The 12,272-nt window shown below is 39.7% G+C and carries 12 protein-coding genes; all 12 read right to left on the minus strand.

The genetic code is table 11. The features are described 5' to 3' along the window. Positions 1-15 precede the first annotated feature (15 nt). Positions 16-1,146, minus strand: a complete 1,131-nt coding sequence (locus DWW10_RS15380; protein ID WP_022393890.1) for a universal stress protein — start codon at positions 1,144-1,146, stop codon at positions 16-18. A gap of 83 nt (positions 1,147-1,229) precedes the next feature. Then, positions 1,230-1,502 carry a hypothetical protein gene (locus DWW10_RS15385; RefSeq protein ID WP_007218563.1) on the minus strand — a complete coding sequence of 91 codons (273 nt, stop codon included), beginning with the start codon at positions 1,500-1,502 and terminating at the stop codon, positions 1,230-1,232. A 198-nt stretch (positions 1,503-1,700) separates the two neighbouring features. Then, on the minus strand, positions 1,701-2,540 hold the full coding sequence (locus DWW10_RS15390) for a tetratricopeptide repeat protein (RefSeq protein WP_007218564.1): 840 nt from the start codon (positions 2,538-2,540) through the stop codon (positions 1,701-1,703). A 12-nt stretch (positions 2,541-2,552) separates the two neighbouring features. Next, positions 2,553-4,397 (minus strand): BatD family protein, encoded by a 1,845-nt coding sequence (locus DWW10_RS15395; protein WP_118421765.1) that lies wholly within the window; start codon positions 4,395-4,397, stop codon positions 2,553-2,555. Positions 4,398-4,419: 22 nt separating this feature from the next. Beyond that, positions 4,420-5,136 carry a tetratricopeptide repeat protein gene (locus DWW10_RS15400; protein ID WP_007214244.1) on the minus strand — a complete coding sequence of 239 codons (717 nt, stop codon included), beginning with the start codon at positions 5,134-5,136 and terminating at the stop codon, positions 4,420-4,422. After that, positions 5,120-6,166 (minus strand): VWA domain-containing protein, encoded by a 1,047-nt coding sequence (locus DWW10_RS15405; protein WP_007214245.1) that lies wholly within the window; start codon positions 6,164-6,166, stop codon positions 5,120-5,122. Before DWW10_RS15405 ends, DWW10_RS15400 begins: the two co-directional genes overlap by 17 nt. A gap of 42 nt (positions 6,167-6,208) precedes the next feature. Next, entirely contained in the window at positions 6,209-7,192 is a 984-nt protein-coding gene (locus DWW10_RS15410) for a vWA domain-containing protein (RefSeq protein ID WP_007214246.1), read from the minus strand. A gap of 58 nt (positions 7,193-7,250) precedes the next feature. Beyond that, positions 7,251-8,330 (minus strand): hypothetical protein, encoded by a 1,080-nt coding sequence (locus DWW10_RS15415; protein WP_118421766.1) that lies wholly within the window; start codon positions 8,328-8,330, stop codon positions 7,251-7,253. 8 nt (positions 8,331-8,338) lie between these two features. Further along, on the minus strand, positions 8,339-9,208 hold the full coding sequence (locus DWW10_RS15420) for a DUF58 domain-containing protein (RefSeq protein ID WP_007214248.1): 870 nt from the start codon (positions 9,206-9,208) through the stop codon (positions 8,339-8,341). A 129-nt stretch (positions 9,209-9,337) separates the two neighbouring features. Continuing rightward, positions 9,338-10,333, minus strand: coding sequence for an AAA family ATPase (locus tag DWW10_RS15425; RefSeq protein ID WP_029428141.1), 996 nt, complete (start codon positions 10,331-10,333; stop codon positions 9,338-9,340). A 264-nt stretch (positions 10,334-10,597) separates the two neighbouring features. Further along, positions 10,598-11,899, minus strand: coding sequence for an HU family DNA-binding protein (locus tag DWW10_RS15430; protein ID WP_022393896.1), 1,302 nt, complete (start codon positions 11,897-11,899; stop codon positions 10,598-10,600). A gap of 33 nt (positions 11,900-11,932) precedes the next feature. Further along, positions 11,933-12,205, minus strand: coding sequence for an HU family DNA-binding protein (locus tag DWW10_RS15435; protein ID WP_022393897.1), 273 nt, complete (start codon positions 12,203-12,205; stop codon positions 11,933-11,935). Positions 12,206-12,272: the final 67 nt, after the last annotated feature.

Here is a 12,272-nt window from a genome sequence, read left to right on the forward strand (position 1 = left end):
TTTGCGCTATTTATTTTAGCTTGGGCGTCCATAAATAACTAACAGCGGTGTATCGGAATGAAAAATCATCTTCCGAGCAATACCTGGATTAAATAAGCGAGAGAATATATTGCGTTTATAAGTAGTCAACGTAATTATATCAATATGATTAGTTTTTATGTAATTATCTAAGCTGTTCAAGAAATCATCATTCATCACAACATCATAATGAATTTCCAGGTCCGGATACTGTTTTTGAAAATATTCCTTAATACCACCTAATTTAATTTCATTCCAAGTATCCTTAACATCTGACAGATGAATCAAAGATACAGAGAAATGAAATGGCTTTAAAGCAGCAATCAAAGAATCGAATGCAATTAAATCCCGTTGATCAAAATTGGTGATAAATGCAATACGTTTAGCTTCTGCCAACTGTTTAAATGGAGTATTCTCCGGAATGGCTAAAACTGGTACGCGGCTTCGCTCAATTACCTCAGCAGTTACACTACCAATTAAATCTATATCTTTCTGATTTTTACCACGAGTCCCCATAATCACAATACGTGGTCGATATTCCTTCGAATAACGAAGAATTTCCTCTTCTGGAATACCTTCACGCAATACACAACTATATTTTACATTCGGAAACTCTCCTGAAGCTACTTTTGCTTTTACCTTGTCAGATAAAGTATTTAAATCTTCATGAACTTTTTGTAATATGTTTTTTACATTTTCATCATCTGTTAGCTGATAATTAAAAACGTCTCCATAAGGTAATGACGTGGTATAGATTGGTGTAAAATAAACATGAAGCAACACAACTTCCGCTCCCATATTCTGAGCGAAATTAAAACCAAACTCACATGCCTTCATTGAATAATTAGAAAAGTCTACAGGAATTAAGACCTTATTACTCTCCTTTTCTACTTTGGGTGACTTCCCTCCCACTACCTCTTCAGAAAGCCAAGCAGAGCTCTCAGTTATCTTCAATGCACGCGGTAGATCGCTTTCTTTTATACGTAAGCGCACACCTGAAGACACTACAGGTTGTATTTGATTTACATTATGAATATAGGTTTCAATACCTTCATTTTCAAGCACATTCTTCAATATCTGAGCTTTTGCATAAGTCAGAATAGCTAAGGTTACTAACTTGTCTTCCATAATCAACTGTTTTTACTTTATAAACAAATAAGAAATCCCAATTGTTTGTCTATCAATTGGGATTCATTTATAACTTTCTTTTCTTAAGCTCGAACAGGCTCAGCACTGGCATTCATTTCATCTAGAATTTTTAGAGCTCTATCAAGGACGGTAGTATCATCCAACATAACCAAACCACCATCCGGACCAGGTTCTAAATGTATCCCAACACTCTTACCCTCCTTAAAATTGTGACCGCCAAAAAAATTTCTAACTGTATCGACGTTCAATCCGAGCTCATCGGCTATTCTATGCATACTACCAGTAGGTAATGAATCTTTAATTCTGCGAAGTTCATTAAATGTTATTGTTCTCATATTTATAAATTTAATGGTTAATAACTCTGTGAGTTTCACTTATCACGCTATAAACTTAAGGAAAAAAAAAGATAAAACAAACTATTTCGGTGTCTTTTTTACAAAAATAAAGAAGCCTATCAAAAGGAGATTTGTATTTTCCCTTTCAACAGGCTTCTTTCTATTATTAACTATCTTATTATGAAAGAATTATATCTATCAGATAACTTCAACAGATGACGCAGGTACCCATCCTACTTTACCATCCTCTAAGCGGATTTCTTTCCATTCACGCATGGAGTTATCTTTAATTTCAACCTTCCGTCCCTCATGCAATATGAACAAACTGGTGCCACTTTCACTCGGAGTACTACGTACTGTTACACTTGGAGTTAGTACGATAGCATTGTTACGATTCAATAGCTCATTTTTTTGTTGAAAAGCAAAGACATTCGCTAATAAAACTAACACCAGAAATACTATCCCTGCAATAAATCCTATTTTCTTCCACACGATTTGCTTGGAAAAGAAGAAGAAGTAAAGAGATGCAAGCAACAAAAAGAAACAAACGACGCCTACCTTTGCCCAAGCATCCACACTCAAACAATTAATCAATGATTTCGTCCAAGATACAAAGAAAACCTCGGGTACGGGAATCACTTTATCAATTGTTTTTGCACGAGCAATCTCCAAATTAGCCCGAATATCAGCATTGCCTGGCTGTATTAAAAGTGCACGCTCATAATTTAAAATGGCTTTTGCTATATCACCGGCCTTATAGTAGCTATTTCCTAAGTTATAGTATACCTCAGCCGCTTCTCCTTCTTTCAGCAGAGCTTCATATATCTGAATAGCAGAGGCATAATCATTCTTCACATATGCGCTATCCCCTTCTGCTTTTGTCACACTATTCTCTTGCGCAGCAGCCGAGAATTCAGTGTGTGAACCTATTGTTACCGAATCATTCGCTTGTTGTAATGTATCCGATGCAGTCTGTCCAGAAGAGGTCAATGCCATTAACAGGCCAACAAAAGTAAAAAACAGTATTTTTTTCATCATATAACCTCCTAATTAATGTTTAATCGAATTCTCCATTTTACTTATTACTGCTAATGAAGCCGAATAGACTTTATCCATAGCCTGATTATCATCGCCAGGAGCAAAACGGGCAAACTCACAATCATTCAATGCAGCCAGGAATTCTTTAATCAAAGCATCCTCCACTCCATATTTACGAAGTTCCTCTTCAATATTATCTTTTGAAAGTCGAGAAACCGGAATATTCAATTTATCGCTTATATATCCCCAAAGAGCCTTCAAGACTTCGTCATAGAAAACATCTTTTTTATTCTCAGCCAACAACTTACCAGCTAACTTCATACGTTTAACAGCAACTTTATTTGCCTTTTTCGTACGCATTTTCGCAACATTAGCATTAGCAGCTATCTGCTTACGGTAAATGATAAAGAAAATGATAAACGCAACGCCAGGTACTAAATAGAGCAACCAATATAGCATAGAGTCAAAGAAGAAATCTCCCTTTTGAGAAAGCGTCACATCATTTTGCTTGATGAATCGAATATCCTCATTCAAGACTTTCAAATCCTCTTTATTCGTAAAGTTAGCAATAGTTTGCGCTGCATTTCCTTCACCTTTCTCTACATGCAATTCATACTCTTCGGTAGTCAATATCTTATAAGTACGGGATTTGATATCAAAATAGCTGAATTTCACCGCTGGTATTTTAAATGTTCCGGCATTGCGTGGAATAGCCAGATATTCAATAACCTTACTACCCGAAAGTCCTGCACTTGTCAGCCTGAATTTATTATCAACTTTAGGGTCATATACCTCGAAGTCATCTGGGAATTTCACCTCAGGATCACCTATTAACTTCAAATTGCCTGTACCGGAAATGACAAGTTTAATAGTTACAGCATCGTTTGTCTTTACATTAGTACTATTAATGGAAGAAGAAATGCTAAACTCTCCCACTCCACCGGAAAAATCAGCAGGTTTATCGCCTGGTAAGGGTTTTACATCTACAGTTAGTTTCGGCGTCATCAATGTCTTTTTGACTTCAATGTAGTTACTGCCACCATTAAAGAAAGCTTCAAATGGATCAGATACTTGAGTAGCTTTAGCAATAGAAGCATCAAAACGTGCCGGATCAATAGTCAAATTACCAGACTGCTGTGGAAACAACACAAATTGCCGGTAAACGGTAGTTTGATAATTCCGCCCTTTATAATGTTCCAAGCTCCATTTTCTATCACTCGGAAGTTCGACTTCTTGTGAATGAAATCCCTTAAAATCAGGAAGTTTCACATTGTCAAAACCACGAAGGTCAACCAGAGTGTAAATTTTATAAGTCAGCAAGAATGCTTCTTGTTCATACACATTGGCCTTACTAATAGTAGGCAAAATAAAGAGATCCTGATTGGAAACAGAAGTTCCTGAAGAAGCACGGCTGGTATTGCCCTGTTGACTACTACTACCTCCGCCTGAAGAAGCTGCTCCGGCCTGATCTGCTGGCAGAACCTTGATTTGCACAGAATTAGAAACCATCTGATTACCATCGGCTGTTATTGTAGCTCCCGGAATTGTGAAACTACCCTCAGTAGTAGCCATCAGTATATAAGTGAAAGTAATACTGCTGGTTGAGGTCGATACCCCATTAACTATTTGCATACTACTTTGCTGAGAGCGACTGGGGCCCATCAGTACGTCAAACCCCTTAATAGAAGGAGCACGGAAATCTCTCACCTTCTGTGTAGTCACTGTATATGCCAGTCTGAACTGGTCACCCACCGCTACAGCATCAGGAGCTGACGCGGTAAATGACACCTTGTCATTAGCCAAAGCTTGCAGACTGACTACTACCAGTGCTATCCATAAGAAAATTAATTTTCTCATATATTATCGTATCTTTTATTATTTACCAATCCTTTTCCAAACGACCACCTTGGATAACTTGCTGTTTCTTCACCTTATCCTGTACATCTTTCTCATCCTGCATCACCGACTTCAAAAGCTGTTCAGCATTTTCCTTTGACATCTGATTTTCTTGTGGCTGAGGAGGTTGCTGCTGTTGATCCTGATTCTGCTGATCTTGTTGATTTTGGTCTTGTTTGTCTTTATCTTGTTCTTTTTCCTGCTCCTTTTTGTCCTGATTCTGATCTTGGTTCTGGTCTTGATTCTGCTGATTCTGTTCCTGATCTTTCAGCATTTTCTGAGCCAAAGCCAAGTTATAACGCGTCTCGTTATCTTTCGGATTATTACGTAGTGACTCTTTGTATGCTTCCACAGCTTTGGCATAATCCTTACCGGAGTGGAATATTACTCCCATATTATGATAGATTTGAGCAAGATTACCCTTATCTTTCTCCATTTTAGTGGCAGCAACAAACTGCTCCATAGCCTCCTGCAACTTATTCTGTTGCATAAGCGTATTACCCAGATTATACATGGATATCGCTGACTTCGGATTCACATCAATAGCTTTCCGATAATTCACTTCAGCATTTACGTACGTACTATCTTTATAAGCACGGTTTCCCTTACGAATATAGTCGCGTTCCGCTTTCTGTGCAGAAACTGAAATAGCCGTCAGTAGCAGCAAGATAATTCCGATAGTTCTATTTCTCATCATCATACCTTTCTTCCTTTTTAAACAGATGGATATTACGGAATAACGGGTTTTTACGTTCCAAAATCAGCATTTCAGCCAACAACAGTAACAATATAATCCATGCAACAGCCTGGAATTGTTCGTTGAACTCTGTATAAACCTGTGTTTCCACATCCGCTTTCGCCATTTTATTAATCTCCTGAGCAATCACCTTTTGTGCAGCATTTGAGTTGTCTACACGCACATAAATTCCATCTCCTGCCTGAGCTATTTCCTGACACATCTGCTCATTCAAGCGGGTTACAACCACGTTTCCGTCACGGTCACGACGGAAGTCATTGGTTCCTTCTACGGGGATAGGTGCACCATCAGGCATACCCACACCCAGAACACTGACTTGAATACCTTTTTCCGCAGCAGCCTTGGCCGCTTCCACAGCTCCGCCTTCATGGTTTTCACCGTCAGTAATAACGATGACGGCACGCCCTACTCCTTCCTGGGGTGTAAAACTGCGGGTAGCCAGATTAATAGCTGCACCGATAGCCGTACCCTGCTTGGATATCAATGACGGATTAATAGATTCCAAAAACATCTTGGCAGAAATATAATCGCTTGTAATAGGCAACTGTGTAAAGGCATCACCAGCAAACACAATCATACCTACCTTATCATTCTCCATCTTGTCAACCAATTGTGCTACCAGTCTCTTGGCTTTCTCCAGACGACTGGGTTGTACATCTTGTGCCAACATAGAGTTAGAAATATCCAACGCAATCATTACCTCTACTCCCTGACGTTTCACAGTCTCCAACTTAGAGCCAAACTGCGGACGTGCCAGCAATACAGCAAACAGTCCGATTGCAGCAAACACCAGCCAAAACTTCACATCCGGACGATATTTAGATACATCCGGCATCAACTGTGCCATTAGCACCGGATCGCCAAACTTACGGATCGCTTTCCGTCTCCGATAATTGGAGTACAGGTAGAAAGCCGCCAGGAAAGGCAACAGGAGCAACAGGTATAAATATGTAGGTTCTTCAAATCGAAACATCTTTCTATGTACAATTTAGTAATTTACAATTAATGCATTGTTTTAAGGTATCTTCTTCAAGATAGAATTACGAAGCAATACTTCAAGTAACACGCACAAAAATGCCGCCAAAGCAAACCAACGGTATTCTTCCTGGCGCTTGCTGTATTCCTTCACATTCAACTTGGTTTTCTCCAACTTATCAATCTCCTCATATACCTCTTTCAGCTTAGAATTACTGGTAGCACGGAAATAATTACCTTCTGTGGTAGCCGCAATCTGCGTCAGTGTCTTTTCATCAATCTCCACCGGCATATTGACATACTGCACAGTGTTACCCACCGGATAAGGATACGGAGCCATTCCGTTTGTACCTACACCAATTGTATAAACCCGGATACCAAAACTCTTAGCTATTTCCGCCGCAGTCAGCGGAGATATATCTCCTTTATTATTTGTACCATCCGTCAACAGAATGATTACTTTAGACTTCGCTTTACTGTCTTTCAAGCGGGTAACGGCATTAGCAATACCCATACCGACTGCTGTTCCATCTTCAATAATACCACACTTAATGCCTTGAAACAGATTCAGAAGCACTGCATGATCCACCGTCAACGGACATTGCGTAAAACTTTCACCGGCAAATAAAGTTATACCGATATTATCATTGGGCCGACCATTGATAAACTCCGCAGCCACATCTTTAGCAGCTTCCAGACGATTCGGTTTCAAATCCTCTGCCAGCATACTGGTAGATACGTCGATGGCCATCATAATATCTATACCTTCAATTTCACTGTTTTGCCAGCTATTAGTAGTTTGAGGACGCGCCAACACTACGATAATCAATGCCAAGGCAATAATCCGTAACATAAAAGGCACATGCAACAAATAGTTCTTATAACTCTTCGGTGTATGAGCATATACACGAGCATCCGAAATCTGAAGTGTAGCTTCATTATTCCTCCGCTTCATGATATACCATACTATATAAGGTATAAGCAACAGCAGCAAAAACAAATATTCAATATTGGCAAAAACCATTGTATTTACTATTTAACAATTTACAATTTAAGATTGGAGTTACCCTTAAATTCTGCTACTACGCAAAATAATTGTATAACTGCATTCCAATATAAACGAACGAACCAATCAAGGCAACCGACAATACTACGATGCCTATGCCCAGCAATATTTTAGTACGCAATGAACGTTTCTCAATGATGGTAATTTCAGTGGGTTGTGGTTTTGCATTCTCCACTTCTTTCTCCTTGGTTTCATTGATAAATTCGATAGCATTGATCAGATTCGCATCATTTTCGTTCATCAACGGATTATGTTTAGCGAACTTCACCAAATCGGCAGTCTCAAAAAGAGAACGTAAATCTGCAATAGCTTCTTTATCTTGCATTTCAAGCAGCTTTTCTATAATCTCCGAAGAGGTCATTTCCAAAGCATTGAAACCAAAACGCTCTTTAATATACGTACGCAAAGTATCTGTCAATTCCGTGTAATACTCCTTCGGCTGTCCCTTTTGCCATACTTTTTCCCCTTTGATACGCTCTATTTCTCTCATCGCCATCTGATGCGGAGGTAACTTCGGTTCAACCTTTACCTTACGGATGATAGGTTTATTGTCACAGATACGCATGATCAGATAGATAAGTAATAATGCAATCGGAATAAGCAATATGCCACAGGTGATAATCCCATACCAATCTTCCCACACAAAAGGAGGTTGCATTACTGTCTTCGGACCAAAAAACTGTTCCGGATTCTCAGGATCCAATGGCACATTCATCGAATATACCTTCAGTGCCAATGCCTTCGAACGATATGCCTTATTATCCACCAATACTTCCATCGGTGGCAGATAATACAATGCCGAGTCAAATGATGTAACAGTATACTCCTGCGTAATCAGCATTCGTTTATCATCATTTATATACTGCGTATCCGGCTTTGCAACATCTATAATCTCCACACCACTTACCAGCGTATCCGTATAAACAGGGAAAATAGCCCGTTTATCGGCATCCAAGGCTACCTGAAGTTTAATCTTCGCCTGGTCACCGATATAAATTTGCAGAGAGTCAATGGTAGCATCCACTGTTACCGACTGAGCCACTGCCTTGCCAGTCAACATCCCCAATAGGGTTATCAGAAATAGATATCTTTTCATTTTTCCGATTAATTTCGTTTCGCAAACAAATTCATCAATGCTTTGACATAGTCCTGATCGGTGCGTACCGACACATTATCGACATTACTTTTAGTGAATGTTTCGTTCAGTTCCACCTGTTTATTCACCCACCAGTCGTGATGAGCACGACGAACAGCACGCGACGAAGTATCAATCCACTGCTCATGTCCGGTCTCAGCATCCTTTATTTTCATCAAACCGATAGCCGGCAGTTCCTCTACCCTGCGGTCATACACCTGGATAGCCACCATATCATGTTTCCGGTTGGCGATAGTCATTGCATTCTTAAAGTTCCCCTGATCAATGAAATCGGATAACAGGAAGGCTGTACAACGACGCTTCATTACGTTTGTCAGATATTCCAGTCCGAGCCGGATGTCAGTTCTCCGACTCTCCGCTTTAAAGTCAATCAGTTCGCGAATAATATATAAGATATGCTTACGCCCTTTCTTAGGCGGAATAAATTTCTCTATCCGGTCAGAGAAAAAGATAACCCCGATTTTGTCGTTGTTTTGTATAGCCGAAAAAGCCAACGTTGCAGCTATTTCCGTCACCATATCCTTTTTCATCTGCTTCACTGTACCGAATTCCAAACTACCGGAAACATCCACCAGCAACATAACGGTCAGCTCGCGCTCTTCTTCGAACACCTTCACGTAAGGCTTATTGAAGCGAGCGGTCACGTTCCAGTCAATGTCGCGTATGTCATCGCCAAACTGATATTCGCGCACCTCTGAAAATGCCATACCCCTACCCTTGAAGGCCGAATGATACTGGCCGGCAAAGATATTGTTGGATAATCCGCGCGTCTTGATTTCAATCTGACGGACTTTTTTTAACAGTTCACTTGTTTCCATCTATATCGTTAAATAATTCCGTTAATAAATACCGGCAACGTTCTTTAAAAACGTTGGCAAGATTCTTTAAAAACGTTCACACCATTTATTAACAGGTCTCGGAAGACCTTTTTAAAAATGCTTACTTAATTAAGGTACTTCAACCTTATTCAGTATTTTGCTGATGATCTCGTCAGAAGTCAGGTTGCTGGCCTCTGCTTCGTAAGTCAATCCGATACGATGACGCAATACATCATGAGCCACAGCACGAACATCTTCAGGAATCACATAACCACGACGTTTAATGAAAGCATAAGTACGGGCAGCCAATGCCAGATTGATAGAGGCACGGGGAGAACCACCGAAACCAATCATATCTTTCAGTTCCTTCAGATCATATTTCTCCGGATAACGGGTAGCAAATACAATATCAACAATGTAGCGTTCAATCTTCTCATCCAGATATACCTGACGAACAACTTTACGTGCTTCAATAATCTCCTGAGCTTTCAGAATAGGCTTCACATTGAATTTATCACCATTGATATTCTGGCGGATAATCATTTTTTCTTCTTCCATCTTCGGATAGTCGATAACCACTTTCAGCATGAAACGGTCCACTTGGGCTTCAGGCAGCGGATAAGTACCTTCCTGCTCAATAGGATTCTGTGTAGCAAGCACAAGGAAAGGTTCGGGCAACGGGAATGTTTCCGTACCAATAGTTACCTGACGTTCCTGCATCGCTTCCAGCAAAGCACTCTGTACCTTGGCCGGAGCACGGTTAATTTCATCTGCCAGAACGAAGTTGGCAAAAACAGGTCCTTTCTTTACTTGGAACGTTTCGTCTTTCTGACTGTAAACCATTGTACCGATAACATCGGCGGGCAGCAAATCGGGAGTAAACTGCACACGACTGTATTTTGCATCAATCAGTGAAGCAAGCGTCTTAATTGCCAATGTCTTTGCCAAACCGGGCACACCTTCTAATAATACATGTCCATCAGACAGCAAACCGATTAACAATGACTCTACCAGATGTTTTTGTCCTACGATAATCTGGTCCATACCAGCAGTAAGGTTGGTAACAAAAGAACTTTGTCTTTCAATCCGCTCGTTCAGTTCGCGGATATCAATTGTTTCAGCCATAAATACTATTATTTTTATTGTTTAAATTCCATTGATTTCTCCAGTATGCTACTGGTAATTATTTTTTTCGCTCCCAAAAGTACAGGAATAAATTAACCATACCAACTAATTTTTATTAAAAAACAATTAGATTAAACTACTTTCATAGAGTTTAGTAGTTAACAATAGTTTCTGAAAAGAATTTCAAATTCGCAGACAGGAATAAATAGCAAATCACCCCTGCAAGTGAAGTATTATCAACTTGCAGGGGTGCAATATTTTCTTTTATTTCTTTTCGAGCTCCGGTATCTTGATTACAGTACCATACGGCACATGATCGGGATTCTTTATAACACCCGAATTATACTTCACAATATAGGGCCACAGGGCCTTAGTCCCGTAAAAGCGAAGTGCAACCTTTGTCAGAGTTTCTCCTTCCTGGATAGTATGAGTAGCTTTCGTACCTACAATCTTATAATTTACAGAGTCTGGCTCAAAAGGAGTTGCAGCAGCTTTCTTTGTCTCTTTTTTAGGAGTAGTAGCAGGAGTCTCCTGTTTTGCAACCGGCTTCGGTTCTTCAACAACTTTAGGAGTAACAACTTCTGCCACAGTATCTTTCTTCGCAACCACAGTTGCGGTATCTTTTCGAACAATACTATCCGTCAGAGCGACCGGAACGGCTGGTTTCTCTACTTTTTCATCAGCAACTTTCTCTTTTGATGGCGTAGACATCCTATCCAGTAAATCCGGATAATACATAAAAGTAACAGCACCTACACACAGCAATACTACAAGCACTACAATTCCGATAAAAAACTTCATGGTGGAACTGTCTGCTTTATTCACAGGAGGTGATGGAGGCTCAGGAACCTCATAAGTAGGCACCAAATCTTCTTCCTCGGACAGAAGAGCCGATTCAGCCTGATAAACAGAAGGCGTTTCTTCCGAAACTGGTTCTTCTTTTATATCCTCTACGGTTTCCTCAACAGTCTGAATCACTTCTTCTTCAGCTGTCTCTATCAATTTTTCTTCAGCAATTTCAGTTTTCTCTTCAATTACTTCAGCCACTTCCTCTATACTTTCTATGGATTCCTCTGTAGTCTCAACAGCCTCCTCTATCGACTCTTCTATATTTCCTTCAGCCGTTTCCTGAACAACAACCTGTGATTCTACAACAACTGTAGAACTTTCAGGCTCTACAAAATTTTCATCTTTTTCCTCTTCCTCAGAATTATCCTCCACCGGTGTATCTTCTAACACTGTTTCATCATTCAATACCACAGTTTCAAAATGCGAAAAAGGTTTGTTTATCAAATCTTTTAAAGTTGGCTCCGGAGTAAATGAAACCTTTGTATGTCCTTGTATTTCAAAACGTTCGCCCGTATTTATATTTACGCTTTCACGACTATCCACGTCAATCAGCTTAAATGTGCCCAAGCCTTTAATCTTCACATACTTATCGCTCTCCAACGATTCTTCAATCAACTGGAAAAATTCTTTCACGAAGCTCTCAGCATCCGTTTTATCCATGCCATGCTTTTCGGCAAGCAATTCTATTAAATTCTGTATGTTCAGCTTTTCATTCATATTTACGAAGGGTTACTTGAGTAGAAGACGGCATTATTTAAACTTATCTTTCAGAGTCGTACTGGGCCTATAGGTCAACACCAACTTAGGCGGAACCAGCATACGCAACTTTGTCGTTGGATTGATGGTAATACGCTCTGCTTTCTTCTTTACCTCAAAAGTACCGAAACTTTGTACGGAAACAATATTCCCTTCTTGCAGCTGTTGTGTCATGTCCGACAGTAAAGATGCAATTAGTTCGGATGTATCCTTTATGGTATATCCCAATCTTCGTGACAGTTCTGAAGTAAATTCCTTATTATTCAAAATCCAGCTATTTTTATAAAGTTCGGTGCTATATTAGCAAAACTTCCGCATATACACAAATTCTTAG

The sequence above is a fragment of the Bacteroides intestinalis genome, assembly GCF_003464595.1.
Taxonomy (GTDB): domain Bacteria; phylum Bacteroidota; class Bacteroidia; order Bacteroidales; family Bacteroidaceae; genus Bacteroides; species Bacteroides intestinalis_A.

What these genes read in the sequence shown, in the direction of transcription:
- DWW10_RS15410 (WP_007214246.1), bottom strand. Translation starts at nt 7,192, where the DNA reads ATGGTTTTTGCCAATATTGAATATTTGTTTTTGCTGCTGTTGCTTATA.
- DWW10_RS15420 (WP_007214248.1), bottom strand. Translation starts at nt 9,208, where the DNA reads ATGGAAACAAGTGAACTGTTAAAAAAAGTCCGTCAGATTGAAATCAAG.
- DWW10_RS15395 (WP_118421765.1), bottom strand. Translation starts at nt 4,397, where the DNA reads ATGAGAAAATTAATTTTCTTATGGATAGCACTGGTAGTAGTCAGTCTG.
- DWW10_RS15425 (WP_029428141.1), bottom strand. Translation starts at nt 10,333, where the DNA reads ATGGCTGAAACAATTGATATCCGCGAACTGAACGAGCGGATTGAAAGA.
- DWW10_RS15380 (WP_022393890.1), bottom strand. Translation starts at nt 1,146, where the DNA reads ATGGAAGACAAGTTAGTAACCTTAGCTATTCTGACTTATGCAAAAGCT.
- DWW10_RS15400 (WP_007214244.1), bottom strand. Translation starts at nt 5,136, where the DNA reads ATGATGATGAGAAATAGAACTATCGGAATTATCTTGCTGCTACTGACG.
- DWW10_RS15405 (WP_007214245.1), bottom strand. Translation starts at nt 6,166, where the DNA reads ATGTTTCGATTTGAAGAACCTACATATTTATACCTGTTGCTCCTGTTG.
- DWW10_RS15415 (WP_118421766.1), bottom strand. Translation starts at nt 8,330, where the DNA reads ATGAAAAGATATCTATTTCTGATAACCCTATTGGGGATGTTGACTGGC.
- DWW10_RS15430 (WP_022393896.1), bottom strand. Translation starts at nt 11,899, where the DNA reads ATGAATGAAAAGCTGAACATACAGAATTTAATAGAATTGCTTGCCGAA.
- DWW10_RS15390 (WP_007218564.1), bottom strand. Translation starts at nt 2,540, where the DNA reads ATGATGAAAAAAATACTGTTTTTTACTTTTGTTGGCCTGTTAATGGCA.
- DWW10_RS15385 (WP_007218563.1), bottom strand. Translation starts at nt 1,502, where the DNA reads ATGAGAACAATAACATTTAATGAACTTCGCAGAATTAAAGATTCATTA.